Source organism: Andreprevotia chitinilytica DSM 18519 (assembly GCF_000711875.1).
In the GTDB taxonomy this organism is placed as follows: domain Bacteria; phylum Pseudomonadota; class Gammaproteobacteria; order Burkholderiales; family Chitinibacteraceae; genus Andreprevotia; species Andreprevotia chitinilytica.
Genome location: NZ_JONM01000013.1, coordinates 21,044 through 37,355, shown reverse-complemented (window position 1 = coordinate 37,355; position 16,312 = coordinate 21,044). Strand labels below are relative to the sequence as shown.

Annotated in this window: 13 protein-coding genes; 4 read left to right on the top strand and 9 right to left on the bottom strand. The window is 62.0% G+C overall.

What is annotated here, in order from left to right:
• The first annotated feature begins 13 nt into the window (after window positions 1-13).
• The 4 genes from trkA (at window position 14) to BR41_RS15845 (ending at window position 4,754) form a co-directional block, all read left to right on the top strand.
• Entirely contained in the window at window positions 14-1,390 is a 1,377-nt protein-coding gene (gene trkA / locus BR41_RS15860) for a Trk system potassium transporter TrkA (RefSeq protein WP_035058819.1), read from the top strand.
• Complete coding sequence (locus BR41_RS15855) at window positions 1,390-2,859, top strand: TrkH family potassium uptake protein (RefSeq protein ID WP_035058817.1); 1,470 nt, start codon at window positions 1,390-1,392, stop codon at window positions 2,857-2,859. The genes trkA and BR41_RS15855 overlap by 1 nt, the downstream gene beginning before the upstream one ends.
• Before the next feature lie 120 nt (window positions 2,860-2,979).
• Complete coding sequence (locus BR41_RS15850; RefSeq protein WP_035058814.1) at window positions 2,980-3,609, top strand: LysE family translocator; 630 nt, start codon at window positions 2,980-2,982, stop codon at window positions 3,607-3,609.
• A gap of 71 nt (window positions 3,610-3,680) precedes the next feature.
• Window positions 3,681-4,754: an ABC transporter substrate-binding protein gene (locus tag BR41_RS15845; RefSeq protein ID WP_051711134.1), complete on the top strand. Its 1,074-nt coding sequence runs from the start codon at window positions 3,681-3,683 to the stop codon at window positions 4,752-4,754.
• A gap of 28 nt (window positions 4,755-4,782) precedes the next feature.
• Here the strand turns inward: BR41_RS15845 and wbaP are convergent, their stop codons facing one another.
• The 9 genes from wbaP to BR41_RS15800 all read right to left on the bottom strand — a co-directional run bounded on the left by wbaP (window position 4,783) and on the right by BR41_RS15800 (window position 16,177).
• The gene (gene wbaP, locus BR41_RS15840) at window positions 4,783-6,246 is read right to left on the bottom strand and encodes an undecaprenyl-phosphate galactose phosphotransferase WbaP (RefSeq protein WP_035058811.1); all 1,464 of its coding nucleotides are present in this window, start codon (window positions 6,244-6,246) and stop codon (window positions 4,783-4,785) included.
• On the bottom strand, window positions 6,247-7,314 hold the full coding sequence (locus BR41_RS15835; RefSeq protein ID WP_084187273.1) for a glycosyltransferase: 1,068 nt from the start codon (window positions 7,312-7,314) through the stop codon (window positions 6,247-6,249).
• Window positions 7,311-8,153 carry a glycosyltransferase gene (locus tag BR41_RS15830; RefSeq protein ID WP_051711132.1) on the bottom strand — a complete coding sequence of 281 codons (843 nt, stop codon included), beginning with the start codon at window positions 8,151-8,153 and terminating at the stop codon, window positions 7,311-7,313. Before BR41_RS15830 ends, BR41_RS15835 begins: the two co-directional genes overlap by 4 nt.
• Window positions 8,150-8,956 (bottom strand): glycosyltransferase, encoded by an 807-nt coding sequence (locus tag BR41_RS15825; RefSeq protein ID WP_035058808.1) that lies wholly within the window; start codon window positions 8,954-8,956, stop codon window positions 8,150-8,152. Before BR41_RS15825 ends, BR41_RS15830 begins: the two co-directional genes overlap by 4 nt.
• Complete coding sequence (locus tag BR41_RS15820) at window positions 8,953-10,155, bottom strand: glycosyltransferase (protein WP_035058806.1); 1,203 nt, start codon at window positions 10,153-10,155, stop codon at window positions 8,953-8,955. The genes BR41_RS15825 and BR41_RS15820 overlap by 4 nt, the downstream gene beginning before the upstream one ends.
• Entirely contained in the window at window positions 10,152-11,177 is a 1,026-nt protein-coding gene (locus BR41_RS23120; RefSeq protein ID WP_051711129.1) for a glycosyltransferase family 2 protein, read from the bottom strand. Before BR41_RS23120 ends, BR41_RS15820 begins: the two co-directional genes overlap by 4 nt.
• A complete protein-coding gene (locus BR41_RS15810) occupies window positions 11,174-12,427 on the bottom strand; it encodes a flippase (protein WP_035058805.1) in 1,254 nt (417 codons plus the stop codon). The genes BR41_RS23120 and BR41_RS15810 overlap by 4 nt, the downstream gene beginning before the upstream one ends.
• A 194-nt stretch (window positions 12,428-12,621) precedes the next feature.
• Window positions 12,622-13,041: a CoA-binding protein gene (locus BR41_RS15805; RefSeq protein WP_035058792.1), complete on the bottom strand. Its 420-nt coding sequence runs from the start codon at window positions 13,039-13,041 to the stop codon at window positions 12,622-12,624.
• A 301-nt stretch (window positions 13,042-13,342) separates the two neighbouring features.
• Entirely contained in the window at window positions 13,343-16,177 is a 2,835-nt protein-coding gene (locus BR41_RS15800; protein ID WP_035058790.1) for an EAL domain-containing protein, read from the bottom strand.
• Window positions 16,178-16,312: the final 135 nt, after the last annotated feature.

Genomic DNA, 16,312 nt, shown 5'->3' with positions numbered 1-16,312 from the left:
CGGGGCTTGATCCATGTCGAACATTTTGATTCTCGGCGCTGGCCGGGTTGGCGCTTCGGTCGCAGAGCAACTCGTCGCCGAGCATTACCACGTGACCGTCGTCGACGAGAACCCGATTGCGCTCAAGGCACTGCAAGATCGGCTGGATCTGCGAACCGTACTGGGCCACGCCGCCAACCCGTCCGTGCTGGAAGCCGCCGGCGTAATGGATGCGGATCTACTGCTCGCCGTCACCCCGACCGACGAACTCAATCTGACCGCCTGCAAGATCGCCTACACGCTGTTCCGTGTGCCCAAGCGCTTGGCGCGCATTCGTAGTGCCGACCTGCTCGCCCATCCCCAGCTCCTCAACGACGACGGTTTCGCCGTCGACCACGCCATCACCCCGGCACAGATTGTCACCGACTACCTCGTGCGCCTGGTCCAGACACCAGAAGCGCTGCAAGTGCTCGAATTTGCCGACGGACGGGCGCAGCTTGTCGTCGTTCGTGCCGAAGAAGGCGCACCGATGGCTGGCCGTCCGCTCTCCAGATTGAAAGAGCTGCTGCCAAAGACCGACTGCCGCGTGGTCGGCCTGTATCGGCGCAATCACACCGTTTACCCAGACGGCGCCACCGTTGTCGAAGCGGGCGATGAAATCTTCGTGCTGGCCGCCCGCCAGCACTTGCGCGCAGTCATCGCCACCTTCCACGCCGCCGAGCGCAAGATTCGCCGCGTGCTGATTGCCGGTGGTGGCAATGTCGGCCAGCGCGTCGCAGCCGCCTTGCAGGACGAATGCCAGGTCAAGGTCATCGAATCCGACCGCGAACGCGCCACCCAGCTCGCGGAGGCATTGCCAAGGGTGCTGGTCCTGGCCGGCGATGCCACCGACGAGACGCTGCTCGATACCGAACAGATCGACCGCACCGACCTCTATATCGCGCTGACCAGCGATGACGAGGACAACATCATGTCCGGCCTGCTGGCCAAGCAGATGGGCGCGCGCAAAGTGATTGCCATCATCAATCGCTCGCGTTATGTCGGCCTGCTGCAAGGCGGGCGGATCGACGTAGCACTGTCGCCAGCGGAAGCCACCATCGGTTCGCTACTGGCCTTCGTGCGGCGTGGCGACGTTGCGGCAGTGCATAGCCTGCGCCGTGGCGCATCCGAGGCGATGGAAATCGTCGCCCACGGCAGCCGCAGCACCTCACGCATTGTCGGCCGCCGCATCGAAGAGCTGCGCCTGCCGGAAGGCATCCGCTTCGGTGCCATCGTCCGTGGCGAGCAAGTCATCATCGTCCACCACGAAACCGTGATCGAAGACGGCGACCACGTCATCGTATTCGCAGACAGCAAACGACGCGTGCCCGAGGTCGAGAAGCTGTTCGCGGTCAAACTCGGGTTCCTCTGATGCGCGCCGCTTACCGCCTCCTGCCCGTCGTCAACGTGCTGGCGCGCGTGGCGCTGGTCTTCTCGTTCACGCTGCTCGCGCCGATCGGCCTGGCGTGGTGGAACAACGATGCCGGCCTGATTCCCTTCCTGCACGCTCTGGTCGGGTTGGTCGTCGTCAGCACGGCGCTGATGCTGGTCACGCGCTTCGCCCGCCGCGAACTCAAGCCGCGGGATGGTTTTGTGTTGGTGGTCGGCCTCTGGACCACGCTCCCAGCCGTCGCCGCCGTCCCCTTGCTGCTCTACAACCCGCAGCTCTCGTTCACGCATGCCTACTTTGAGGCCATGTCCGGTCTTTCCACCACCGGCGCGACCGCCCTCTCCGGCATCGACCACCTGCCGCAGTCGATCAATCTGTGGCGGCATCTGCTGAACTGGCTAGGCGGCATGGGGATCATCGTGCTGGCCATCGCCGTGCTGCCCATGCTGGGCGTTGGCGGCATGCAGCTCTTCAAGGCAGAAGCACCGGGACCGATGAAGGATGCCAAGCTCACCCCGCGCATTCACGAAACGGCACGCAGCCTGTGGTTGATCTACACCGGCTTCACCGTGCTGTGCGCGCTGCTATTGCGTTATGTGGGCGGTTTGACGTGGTTCGATGCCGTTTGCCATGCACTGTCTACCCTGTGCATCGGCGGTTTTTCCACTCATGACGCCAGCGTCGGCTACTTCCAATCCCCCACGGTCGAGATCATCCTCATCGCCTTCATGCTGATCGGCGCGACCAACTTCGCCACGCATTACCGCGCGCTCACCGGCCGCAGCCTGCGGGCGTATTGGCGTGATTCCGAATTCAAGGCGATGGTGTTGCTCAACGTGGTCAGCGTGTTGCTGCTGGCCGCCTATCTGGTCAAACAGCAGACCTATGGCGACTACGCCACCAGCTTGCGGCACGTGGCATTCAACGCCGTGGCGGTCGCGACGGGGGGTGGCTTCGCCAGCGTTGATTTCGGTCAATGGCCGCTGGTGGTGCCGTTATGGATGCTGTTGCTGTCTTGCCTGAGCACGTGTTCGGGCTCGACCGGCGGCGGTCTCAAGATGATCCGCGTGCTGATCCTGTTGCGTGAATCAGGCCGCCAATTCGCCCTGCTGCTGCATCCCAATGCAGTGCGGCCCTTGCGCGTGAATGGCATGGCGATTTCCAACTCGGTCGTCTTCGCCGTGCTGGGCTTCGTGTTCCTGTACGTGCTGTGCGTCGTGCTGCTGACCTTCGCCTTGCTGTTGTCCGGGCTGGATTTCATTTCCTCGTTCTCCGCCGTGCTGGCCTGCATCAATAACGCCGGCCCTGGCTTGGGCGTGGTTGGCCCGTCGTCGAACTATGGCGTGTTGTCAGATGTGCAGGTCTGGATCTGCTCGACCGCCATGCTGCTTGGGCGGCTGGAAATCATCTCCCTGCTGATCCTGTTCAGCCCGGCCTTCTGGCGAAATTGAATGTTTAAAACCTGAAAACCGAAGGCAATGTGGCAGGTTAGACGCTTCGTCATAACCCGCCCTACGAAACTAGCTGTTTCCCGAATGCCAGCTTTAACTCGTGTTTGTTAGCCTGCCGGGATGGATATTTTCTTTACCGGTTTTCTGCTTTCGATTTCGTTGTGTCTCGACATCGGCATCGTCAACGTCGCCATGATTGATGTGGCGCTCAAATACGGCGCACGACCGGCGCTCTGGATGGGGCTGGGGTCATGCTTTGGCGACCTCACCTATGCCGCGCTCTCGTTGGTGGGCATGAGCGTCTTGCTGCAGTTCACCGCCGTGCAATGGCTGACCTGGATCGTCGGTGGCGGGGTGATGCTGTGGTTGGCCGGCAAGATGGCGCTGCATGCGTGGCGCGATGCGCATAACGGGCACGTGGAGCACGCGCCGCTGCCGCCCTCGCATCATCTGTTCGGCCGCGGGCTGACATTGGCACTGGCATCGCCCTCCGCCATTCTCTGGTTCGCCGCGGTGGGCGGCAGCCTGATCGCCCAAGCCACCGATGGCAGCCCGCTGGCCGCGACGATCTTCCTCGGCGGCTTCTTTGCCGGCGGGCTGGCGTGGTCGATCTTCATTGCCTACACCGCCAGCCACGGCGGCAAATTGCTCGGCCGTCGTTTCATCCAGGCCTGCCATGCCATTTCGGCCGTGCTGTATCTCTATTTCGCGCTGGTCGTGATCCTGAGCGGCGCTAAAAAGCTGCTCTAGAATTGGATCTGTAAGCGAGCTTTCGGCGGCAGCGATTTGCTGTCACCACGCCCAAGGTTCAAGGAAAAACGATGCGCTCCGGACTCAAGTCCATCCTCGTCGCCATCCTGGCGATTTGCTGCCTGCCAACATGGGCGGGCACCAACAAGCCCTATATCGTCTTCATCAACCCCGGTTTGCACGACGAATCGTTCTGGGTGACTTATGCGGGATTGATGCAAGCCGCAGCCAAGCAACTGGGCTGGACGCTGGATGTGCGCTACGCCGAACGCGATCACGTGCGGATGGTTGCCTTGGCCAGGCAAGCGCTCCAGGTCAGCCCAAAACCGGACTATCTGCTGCTCGTCAACGAAAAGCCCGTCATGAGCCCGATCCTGCAAGCGGCCAACCGCGCGGGCGTCGATACACTGCTGCTATCAAACGGCCTGAACGAACAGGAACAAGCGTTTGCAGGCCACCCACGCGAACGCTTCAAACACTGGCTAGGCACCATCGTGCCGGACAACCAGCAAGCCGGTTACTTGTTGGCGCAGTCCGTACTGGCACAGGCAACCACCGGCCCCGCCACGCTGGTGGCCCTGCGCGGGGTGCGCTCAACGCAAGCGGATGTGGATCGTTACCAAGGGCTGCAACGATATCTCGCCGAACACGGCAATGTCATCCTCGCCTATGAGCTCGAAGCCAACTGGCGGCGGATCGACGCCAACCAGCAGATCGAGCGGCTGCTCGGCTTCAAGCGCCCCATCAACGCCATCTGGGCCGCCAACGACGAAATGGCCCTGGGTGCCATGGATGCCTTGGCGAACACCAAGATGGCGCGGTTGCCGGTCGGCGGTGTGCTCTCTTCCACGAGGGGGGTAGAGGCACTGGCAGCCGGCAAGCTGCGCGCCATGCCCGGCGGGCATGTGGCACTCGGTGCCTGTGCCCTGATGCTGCTGAACGACTATCGCCAAGGGCACGATTTCGCCAACGGCAAGCAGGCGGAAATCACCATCCCCATCTTCGAACTGGTCGACCGCAATCACGCGGCGAGCTGGCTACAGCTGTACGAGCCAACGCAGTGGGCCTCGCTGCCGTTCAAGCGCTGGCCGACCTGGAAGGCAGGCACCCCGCGTTGCCCGGCCAGCGAACTGCTCAACCACTAACGGTCGGACCAGCCCGCCAGGTACGAACTCAATACGCGCCGCTGCCCCGCGTGACCGTTTTGATCGTCTTGCAGACGATCGCCACGTCGTACCACAGATTCCAGTTCTTCACGTACCACGCATCCAGCGCCACGCGTTCGGCATAGCTCACGTCGTTGCGGCCGGATACCTGCCACAAGCCCGTCAAACCCGGCCGCGCTTCGAGGTAGAAATCGACCTTGTCACCGTACCTCTCCAACTCCTCAGTGATGATCGGACGCGGACCGACCAGACTCATTTCGCCCTTGATCACATTCCACAGCTGCGGAATCTCATCGAGACTGGTCTTGCGCAGGAACGCACCAATGGGCGTGATGCGCGGGTCGTTCTTCAGCTTGAAGTCCTTGTCCCACTCGGCACGGGCTTCGGCGCTGCTGGCGAGCAGGTTTTCCAGCACTTCCTGGCTGTTGTGCACCATGGTGCGGAATTTCCAGCACTTGAACGGCGCGCCGTTCATACCGACCCGCACGTGACCGAAGAACACCGCCCCCGGCCCGCCCTGCCGCTTGATCTGCACTGCCACGAAGGCAAACAACGGAGACAACAGCAACAAGCCAACGCCAGCGCCAAACAGATCGAATGCCCGCTTCAAGGCGGTGAGCGATTTCACGGTGAGGTTATTGCGCACGCGCAGCAGCAGTACCTCATGGCTGAAGAAGTGGTGCGGCACCACGCCGAACAGCGGCAACCCGGCAATCGGCGGAATCACGTGCAAGTCCTTGTAGCGCAAGGACAATTGCTCGACCTGCGTCTCGATTGCGCGCATTTCGTCCTGAGCGGCCGCGACCACGACGTGCGGACGGCCATTGGCATCCAACCACCCCAAAAGCTCATCCGGGGACAGCTGCACCACTTTGATCGTCGAGTGCGCAAGCTGCTCGGCACCGGCCGGCGTGACGGCCAGGAATGCTTGCACGTCAAAGCCAAGCTGGGCCTCGCTCATCATCGCCCGGTAGGCCTCATGCGCATTGGCCGAAGCGCCGATGATCACCGTCGGCAATTGCCAGATCCCGGCACGCAACAACGCCTGCCGCATCGCGCCGCGCAACCACGGCAGCATCAGCAACGCCACACCCCACGATACCGGCCACAAGAAACGCGAAATCGCGAATTTGCCCAGCAGCACCAGCATGCCGTTCAACAGCGCCGCCAGCAGCAAAGAGCGCAGGATTTCCAGCAGCTCATCCCAGAACGGCAGCCGCAGGCTGTAGTGCCCACGCCACCAGAACGTCGCCACCGTGATCAGTGCCAGCCCGAGGAACCCGGCCGCCTGTTGCTGGCCTTCCCACAACCACCAGTTATGCAGGCTGCCGCCGAAGCGATGGCTACGGAACAGCCACAACAGCCCGACTGCAGCCACAAAAGAAATCGCCAAGGCAGCGAAGTCAGCCAAGGCAAACCAAGGCTTGGCACGTTCGGGGAGTTGCGATTTATTCAATTCGATATCCGGCATCTAGAATCCGTATGCGCTGTAAAGCTTGTTCATCATCATATCCAGCGAGTAATGCTCGGCTGCGAACGTTCGGGCTTGCTCGCCCAGTTGGCGACGCGATTGCGACGACTCGATCAGTTCAGCCAGCCGCGCCACAAAATCAGTCGTATTGCGCGCCAGCCAACCATTTTCGCCATCGCGCACCAGATCACGGTTGCCGACCACATCGGTGGCAATCACCGGCAGACCGGCCGCCATCGCCTCGATCACCGCCACCGGCAAGCCCTCCCAGCGCGAGGTCTGGATATAGATATCCAGCGTTGCCAGTTGGCGCAGCGCCTCGGCACGATCCACCCAACCCGTGAGCTTCACGCCGGCCTTGTTAAGCGCGGTTTCGCCAGACTCGTCACCACCGCCAATCCAGACGAACTCGACGCCCGGTTTGGCCAGCGTACCGGCGATCTCGGCAAACAATTCCGGATTGCGCGCCAAGGCCACCCGACCGACCGTGCCGATACGGATCGTCTCGCTACCGCCCACAGCACGCGGAATCTGCGCCAGATCGACGGCGTTCTCGACCACCACTACGCGTTTGGAAAGGTGCTGGCGAATCTCGCCACCCTCGGATGGTGAGCAAGCTACAAACGTCACCGGAATGCGCGCCAGCAGCTTTTCGATGGCGAGAAAAACGCTGTTCTTCAAGCGCCCTTCCGCCCGCTGCAAAAACGACAAGCCATGCGGCGAGAACACATAACGCGGCCCGCGCACGAACACGCTGGTCAGCCGCCCCAGCGCCCCGGCCTTGCTGGAATGCAGATGCACCACGTCCGGTTGCAAGCGCTTGAGATGGCCTGCCAGCAAGCGTCCGCAACGCCAGTCATGCGCCGGCTTGATCGCCCGCCCCATATTTAGCTCAATGGTGTCGACCCGCTCGTCGAACAATTCGCGCCAGTTGGGTGGGGTCTCTTCGCGTAGCGAATGGATCAAGGTCACGCGGTGGCCGTCCTGCACCTGGCGATTCGCCATTGCGCACACCATGGATAGGGTGCCGGCACCGAAGGATTCGACGACGTGGAGGATGTGGCTCATTTCGCCCCCCGTAATTTCGCCTTCAACTTGAACACCAGCTCATAGGGCAGTACCAACATCGCTACCGTGCGCGCAATCCCGGCCAGCGCCGCCAGCGAATAATCGTTATGCAGCCGCTGCACCTTGAGCCGCGACTTGAGCTGCCGGTTGCGCTTGCCCAGCGAAATACCGCCCGGATCAAGCTCATAGCGGATCAGCACATCCGGCAGGTTGGCGGTCTGGAAGCGCTGCACGAATTGCCAGAACAAGGCGTAGTCCTCTGCGGCAGGTGCATCCAGCGGATAAGCACCGGTTTCCGCCAAAGCAGCAGCGCGGAACATCACCGTCGGATGGATGAATGCCGAATTCGCCCGCATCGCCTTGGCGATCTCCGCCTGCGTAGTCGGATGGCGCAGCACGAACTGCTCGTTACCCGCCTGATCGACAAAACTCGCCGCACCGCCGAGCAACATCACCTGAGAATACGCATCCAGAAACGCCGTTTGCTGCGCCAATCGATCCGGCACATTCTCATCGCCGCAATCCAGCCGCGCCACCAGCTCATAACCTCGCGCACCGATCCACTGCAAGCCGCTGTTGAGCGCATGCTCGATGCCCCGGTTCTGCGGCAAATGCAAAAATCGCAACACGCCCTGCGCTTTGAACGCATCCCGCGCCGCCGCCTGATCGATCGGCGCACGCGTGCTGCCGTCATCGACCACCAGCACATCGCAGACTTCGTCCGGCCCGATGGAGGCCAGCGATTTCACGAGGCCGGTCGGGTTGTTGTAGTGCGGGATCAGCACGATCACGCGCGCTTGTTCTTGCGCGCTTTCGAGCTGGGTTTCAGCAGAATTCACGACCAGCTCCGAATACCGACGAGTTGCTTGATTTTCTTGGCGACGCCAAACGGCACCACCTGCCACACCAGCGGCTTGACCAGCTTCACGAGCGAGCGCGGCGACCAATCGAAGTATTGCCACAGCACCCTGAAGCGACTCCATTGCTGGCGGCGGCGTTTGCTGAGCGAGATGCCGGCGGTGGTGTATTCGCTCCAGGTCAGCACATCCGGCAGGTTGGCGGTCTGGTAGCGGGCGACGAAGCGCCAGAAGTAGGCGAAGTCTTCGGCGGCCGGCATATCGGTCGGATACAGGCCGATCTCGCGCACGGCGGCGATGCGAAAGGTGACGGCTGGATGCGTAAAGGCATTGTCGTCATGCATCTGGCGGACGATTTCAGCGTGGGTTTGCGGCTGATGCAGGGTGAAGCGGTCGCCACTGGCGTCGAAAAAGGTCACCGCGCTGCCGACGAGGGCGATGGCCGGGTTGGCGTCGAGAAACGCCACTTGCCGTGCAAAGCGATCCGGCGCGACACGGTCGTCGCAATCGAGCCGGGCGCAGTAGTCGTAGCCGGCATCCACGATCGCCTGCAGGCCGGTGTTGAGCGCGTGCTCGATGCCCCGGTTTTGCGGCAGGTAGATGAATGTCAGCTCGCCTTTGGCCTGGTAGGCGGCACGGGCGGCAGCTTCATCCAACTGCACGCGGGTGCTGCCGTCATCGACGACGAAGGTATCAACCGCTTCGTCCGGCCCGACCGAGGCCAGCGATGCCGCCAAGCCGGTTGGATTGTTGTAATGCGGGATCAGCAGGGCGATCCGGTTCATGGCGATGACTTCATGGATGGGTTTAACAAGTCCAGCCAGCGATCCAGCGTCGCGGCGGCGGAATAGGCGTCGGCGCGATGGCGCAGCCAGTCGGCCAGTTGTGCATGTTGGGGCAGTTGCTTGGCAATCAGGTCGGCCAGTGCTGCGCCGGTATTGGCGGCGGCGATGAAATCATTGCGGCGCTCACCGAATAACTCATACACACCACCAGCATCGGTTGACACGACCGGTAGGCCGGCTTGCATCGCTTCCAGCACCACCAGCGGGCAGCCTTCAAAGCTGGAGGTGAGCAGCAGGATGTCGGCTTGGGCTAAATACGGCGCGACGTGGCCTTGGCGGCCGGCGAAGATGAGCTGCTCGCTCAGGCCGCGGCTATTGGCTTCGGTACGCAACCAGGCTTCAAGCGGGCCGTCGCCAACGATGGTCAATTCGGCTTTGATGCCCTGTTTGTCCAGTGCGGCCAGCGTATCCAGCCAGAGGTGGGGTTGTTTTTCTTCGGCGATGCGGCCCACAAAAAGCAGGTGCCCTCCCCCCCCCTTCCTTGAAGGGGGGCTGGGGGGGATTTCTGCAATGTTGGCGCATTGGTCAAACGTCGGAGAGACCTCAGGCGACGTAGAAATCCCCCCTACCCCCCCTTCCGCGAAGGGGGGAATAAAAGCAGCGATGCCATTCGCATCCACAAAATTCGGCAACACCAACCACCCCGGCTTCACCGCCGACCCCAACCAACGCCCCATCGATTCCCGTGCATGCTGCGAGACGAACACCAGCTCCTGCATACGGCGATAAACGAACTGGCAGGCAGTGCGATGCACAGGATTCATCCGCGCAAACGCATCCAACTCAGCCAGCGGGCCGTGCACCCAGCCGATAAAACGCTTGCTCAAGCCACGCGTGGCGGCATAGCCCATATAAAGCGGCGCAAGGAAAGTCGCGGCGATGATCACATCGTGTTCGCGCGCCAGCTTGCGCACGGCACGCCAGCCTGCCAGCCATGTCCACGGTTTCTTGCCGTGCCAGACGCCAGACAGATCGACGATGTTCAACGCAGCAGTCCGATCCGCCCACAGATTGCGATTGCCGGCGAGCATCGCAACACTCACGTCAACGCCACGCGCGGCCAAGCCTTCGCCGACCAGCGCCACGCAGCGCTCGACGCCACCGAGCCCAAGATCGCGGACGAGGAACAGCACCTTCATCGACGGCCTCGCAACAGCTTCAGCAAGCCATAGAAAAAGTCGCCCATCACCACGCGGGAGCGTTGCCTGGTCAGTTTGCCTTGCTCTTCAACCGGCACCGGCAAGGCGCTGCACAGGCGGGAGAATTGCGTCCAATAGCGGGAGTTGACCGATTGCGTGCGTACCAGCGCATCCAGCCAGACGGTCGCAAAAGCAGGCTTCGTCGCCGGATCGCGCGTCGCCAACTTGAGCAGCGCTTCGGTGAAATCGAACCATTGCTCGAAATCGAGTGTGGTTTCCGGGCTGGCATGCAGGGCGAAAAAGCGTTTTTCCGCCTCTGACCAATCTGCCGGCAGAAAAGCCTGAGCGTAATCGGTGCGGACCCGGCGGGCGGTGGCAGCCAAGTCGTCACGACGGGTTTGGGTGATCTGGCCGGGGTGGATGCGGTAGTCGAGCAGCGGCTCGGCCACGGCGGTGAAGATCGCGCCGGCGCGGGCCAGCGTGCACCACAGTGCGTAGTCTTCCGCGTGCTGCGCCGTCGGGTCGTAACCGTGCTGTTTGAGTAGCGTTGTCCGCGCCATGACGCCGGGGTGGGCAAAGGGTGGATTGAACAGCAGCGCAGCTTTCAGGGCGGCATCGGTGGTCGGCGGTAACCAGAGGCCATCACGGCCGCCAATGAAGCGCACGCCGACACCGCAGACATCCGCCCCGCTCGCTTGCAGCACGGCCAGTTGTTTTTCCAGGCGCTGCGGATGAGCGATGTCGTCCGCATCCATCCGCGCAATCCATTCACCTTGCGCAGCGGCAATGCCTTCGTTGAGCGTGGCGATCAGGCCACGGTTTTCGCGGCTGATGATTTTGAAACGTGGGTCTTGCGCGGCATGCGCGTTGAGCCGGGCCAGTGTGGTATCGCTTGAGCCATCATTGATCGCGATGCATTCAAAATCGGTAAACGACTGCGCCGAGAGTGAATCCAGCGTCTCCTGCAAATGCAGGGCCGAGTTGTAGCAAGGCAGGAGGATCGATATGCGCGGCGCAGTCATGCGCGAATCTCCGCATGAATCCTGCGCGCCCGCCACCAGAACGCGGCAACGATGTAGGCCTCGACCACGTCAACCACCTGCGCGGCGCGGATCGCCGGTTGCGCGGCCCCCGGCAACAGAAGCATCAGCAAACCCACGTTGAGCACGCCGGCGACTACCAACACGCGACTGAAATAGCGCTCTTGCCCGAAGGGCAGCAAGGTCTGCATACCATATACATACGACAGCGCCCCCAGCAGGATGACCGGTGCCAGCCAGATCAGCACTTCCACCGAGCCCAGCATGCCTTTACCCAGCAGCAGCGACACGATCCACGGCGCAGCCAGCATCGACACCAGCGTCATGCCAAGGCCCGCACCGCCTTGCAGCTTGAATGCCTTGCGAATCAATTGGTACGCACCGGCCTTATCGCTGCCAGCCAGCTGCGCGATACGCGGATAAGTAGCCTGCACCAAAGGGCCGATCAAGCCTTGCGCGGTGTAGATCAGCTTGTTGGCGGCGGCAAAGAAACCGACCTGCGCCGGCGCGGCAAAGAAGCCGAGCAAGACGGCAGTCGAGGTGGTGTAGAGATTGGTCGAGATGGCGGAAAGAAAGAACGGCCAGCTATCGCGCATCGATTGGCGAATCTCGATAGCGTTCGGCACGCTCCATTGCGGGCGCGGCAAGCCCCAGGCGGTGAACCACCAGATCGCCCCGGCCAGCATCGCCGGCGCAGCTTGCAACACCACAGCCAAGGCGACGTCGTGCGGGCCTTGCACCAGCCAGATCAGCAGACCCAGCATCAGCGCCCGCGCCAACACGGTCAGCGCGGAGGCCACGCGCATTTCTTCGAAGCCCTGGAAATACCAGATCGGGAAGAACACCGAGCTGACGATATAAACTAGCGACCAACCAAACACCGCCGCATGCTGCTGCCAGCTGCCGATCACGCTGATCAGCACCGCCAGCACGGCGCAGGACAGCAACGCCAATAATGACTTGGCCCAGGTGACCTTCCAGAACACCCGCGCTGCGGCCGCCGGGTCGTGCCGAACTTGGGCGATCTCCCGCGTGGCGGACAGGTTGAAGCCGAAATCGGTGAACAGCACGCCGTATTGAATCGCAGCAAAGGCGTAATTCATCACGCCGAAACCATCCGCCCCCAGCGTGCGTGCGAGGAAGGGGAAAGTCACCAGTGACAGGGCGTAATTGAGCCCTTGCACGATATAGAGCGCGAAGATGTTGCCGCGAAGGCGGGCGTCGAGTGTCATGAACGCTTGGGAATGGGGAAACTGAGAATGAAAAACGCCCCGGATTGTACCTCCGGGGCGTTGATCGGCGTGTAACCGGCGGTCAAGCTACCCGCTCCATCGAGCAAGCGAAACGGGGCCACAGCAAAAGTTATCCTAGCGAGGATCAACGCCTGGTATAACCGCCAAGTGCAATGCACCTTGCGAGGGATGCTTTAAGCGGCAAACAACCGTGCGTGTTCCACCAGCAAGCACGCATCCATCACCACAAACAAGCCGGCATCCCGCGCCCGTTGTGCAGCGGGTTCATTGACGATATCCAGCTGAATCCAGATACCCCGTGCGCCGCGGGCGATAGCGGCATCCACCACGGCATCGACTTCTTCGGCACGGCGGAAGACGTCGACCAGATCGATATCGCCCGGCACGCTGGCAAGGTCTGGGTAGGCTGGCTCCCCCAGCACTTCAGCCACCAGCGGGCGCACCGGGATGATCTGGTAACCGACGCGCTTGAGATACGCTGCTACCCCGTGGCTGGGGCGGTTGGTTTTGGGCGATAGGCCGACCACCGCAATCGTGCGCACGGTGGCGAGGAAATCGCGAATGGTTTGGTCGTCCGGGTTAGCGAATGACATTGTTCACTCCATGGGCGCGTTGGGGGGTGCAAAAAACAAATCTTGAACCACAGAGGCCACTGAGAACACAGAGGGGTCACAGAGAAAACCAACAACAAACCTGTAGGCACGGAGAACCCGGAGTACACAGAGAACAATGAGTAAACCGAGGTTTTTGTAGGAGCGAGCTTGCTCGCGATAGCGACGTCGAGCGATCCACCGTTGCCATCGCGAGCAAGCTCGCTCCTACATAAGACGATGCCTTTCTCTGTGAACCTCTGTCCTCTGGGGTTCAAGGGGTGGAGGTTCCAGCGGCAAGCACTCAAGCTGCGGCCAACAGACCAGGGTGATCGGGCGTCGGCCGGTCGAGGTAGTAGCCTTGCACCAGGTCGATGCCGATTTCCACCAGCATGTTGAGGATGGTTTCGTCTTCGACGAATTCGGCGATGGTGGTCTTGCCCATGTCATGCGCCATGCTGACCATGCCGCGCACGAACACCTGGCTGTCGCGGTCGCTCGGCAAGTCCTTGATGAAGAAGCCGTCGATCTTGAGCACGTCAGCCTTCAGTTGCTTGAGGTAGGCGAACGAGGCGAAGCCGTTGCCGAAGTCGTCCAGACAGACCACGCAGCCGGTATCGCGCAGGGCATCGATGAAGCGCTGGGCATCGCGCAAATCGGAGACAGCGGCGGTTTCAGTCAGCTCGACCAGCAGTCGCTTCGGGTCGACCCGATGCTCGCGCAGCAGGTTGGCGATGTATTCGGGCATGCCGGGCTCGTCGAACGAGCGGCCGGAAATGTTGACGGCAATCGACGGCGCCCAGGGCTTTTCCGCCAGCAGCTTGATGCAGCGCCGGATCACCCAGCGATCCAGCTCGATGATCTTGCCGGTCTTTTCCGCTGCGGGAATGAAATGGCTCGGCAGGATCATGTTGCCGGGATTGTTGACGTCTTTCATCCGCAGCAGCGCTTCGAGGTGTTCCAGTTCGCGGGTGCGGGCGTCGTAGATGCCTTGGAAGTACAGCTCGAAGCCGTCCTCTTCCAGCGCTTCGGTGATGCGGTCCTTCCACGACAAGCGGGTGATCGCGCTCTTGGATGGATCGGCATCGGCGCGATAGACGCGCCAGGTCGATTTACCCGCCGCCTTGGCCTGATACATGGCGGCATCGGCATGGGCGACCAGTTCGGCGGCGGTGTTGGCGTGTTGCGGGAACATGGCGACGCCGACCGAGCTGGACGGCTTGATCACGTGGCCATCGACCGAGAACTGTAACTGCGCGATGTTGCTGACGATGCGATCGGCCAGCTTGCCGACTTCGAATTCGTTGCAATCGGGCACCAGAATGGCGAACTCATCGCCACCCAGCCGCGACAGCACTTCATGCCGACGCACTTGCGTGCCGATCTCGCGGCCGATGCTTTTCAGCAGATCGTCGCCGACACCGTGACCGAAGGTGTCGTTCACATACTTGAATTCGTCCAGATCGAAGAACACCAGCGCCATCGTGCCGTCGCGCCGGTCGGCTTCGGACACCATCCGTTCCAGCTCCTGCTGGAAGCGGTGACGGTTATAGAGGCCGGTCAGTGCGTCGCGCTCGGCAAGGTTGATCATGCGTTCCGCGATCTGGCGCTGCTGGGTGACGTCCTCGTACAACCACATCTTGCCGTTGGGCATGCCTTGCGGGTCGATCACCTGATAGCGCTGCTGGGTGATCACGCGGCCGTCTTCCATCGTCAGCTCGCCGTAGTCGAGGCGCTCTTCGGTCAGGGCGGTTTCTTCGAGGTAGTGGCCGATGATGTCGCCGATGGCGGGCCGGTTTTCCGCCTGCTGCAGCACCTGGCCGATCGGTTTGCCAGCCAGCAACGCCGTCGGCGCCAAGCCCCACAGCATGGAGAACGCCGGGTTGTGAAACAGGACACGGTTGTCGTTATCGACGAACAGCACGCCAAAGCGCATGGCCGACAAGAGCGCGGAGAGGCGTGCACGTTCGCTTTCGGCACGTTGCAGGTAGCTCTGGCCGAGCGACTGAATCTGCCGCAGTTCGATCACCGCTTTGCGCAGCGTCAGCCGATCATCCTTGTGTTCGGTGTTGTCGCGCAGGCTCAGGCGCAAGCCCTGGTATTCGCTGTCGGCGTAGATCGGTTGCCAATCAACCGCGGCCCAGAACAAGCTGCCATCGCGCCGCACGGCACGGAATTCGAAATCCTGAATCGCGGTGCGCTCTGCCACGGCACGCGAGAGGGTATCGGCAAAGCGGGTGCGCTCTTCAGGCAAGGCCAGCGAGAGCGGGAAATCTCCGAGCAACATGCAGGCGTTGGCGGTGTAGCCCGTCAGGCGCGTGACCGTGGCATTGGCCCAGATCAGCCGGCCATCCGGGTTGAGCCAGAGTTCAGCGTTCGGGCTGCTGTCGGCAATGGCGCGGAATTTGCGTTCACTGTCGGCAATGGAAATGAACTGGGTGTGCACCGCGTCGCCCATGACGGCCAAACGGCGCGATAGCCGGGCGACTTCATCCTGACCGGATATCTGCGGAACGGGGACTTCGAAACGGCGCGATGCCGCCCGCTCGATCCGGTCGATCAACGCCACCATGTGTTGGCCCAAACGCCAGCCCAAACCCACCACCAGCAGCGCCGCCAGCAGCTCGCCGACGATCAGGATCAGCGCATTCTGAACCAGCAATTGCGACAGCCCGCTTTGTTCATCCTGCGTGGAGAGGCCAAAACGCAGCTCACCCAGGTATTCACCACCCTGCTCGATGGGCGCAGCCACATGCATCAATGCCGGCAGCGTGCCTGCTTTCAATACCGAGGCTTGCGGCAACGGCTGGCCGACATCCCACCCCCGCGCGATGACGACATGGCCCTTGGCATCGCGCAATGCCATGTATTCGATGCCTTCCGGCACGCGCAGACGATCGAGCAGATCACCCGCTCTGGCGTAATCGTTGGCCGCCATCGGCGCGGTGAGTGCGGTGGAAAACAGACGGGAAAGCTGCTGGGCGCGTGCCTCGGCGCTATGGTTGGCCGACTCTTGCCAGAGGCGGTTGGTGTTGAGGAGCACCAATGCCAGCACCAGCAGCTGCAAGCAACCACCCAAAAGCAGCAAGCGCCCGCGTAATGACACCGGGACCAGGAAAGCCGGAAGGGGGAACCGCATGGTGGGCAGGGCTCATCTCCGTGAGATTTGGAGCGACTCAGAGGCGCGAAAAAAACCCGGCGCAGCGGTGCTGGCAAGGCGAGCGAAACACAGACAGTACGATTAAGTACGGCAAGTGAGCGCAACACAGCCAGC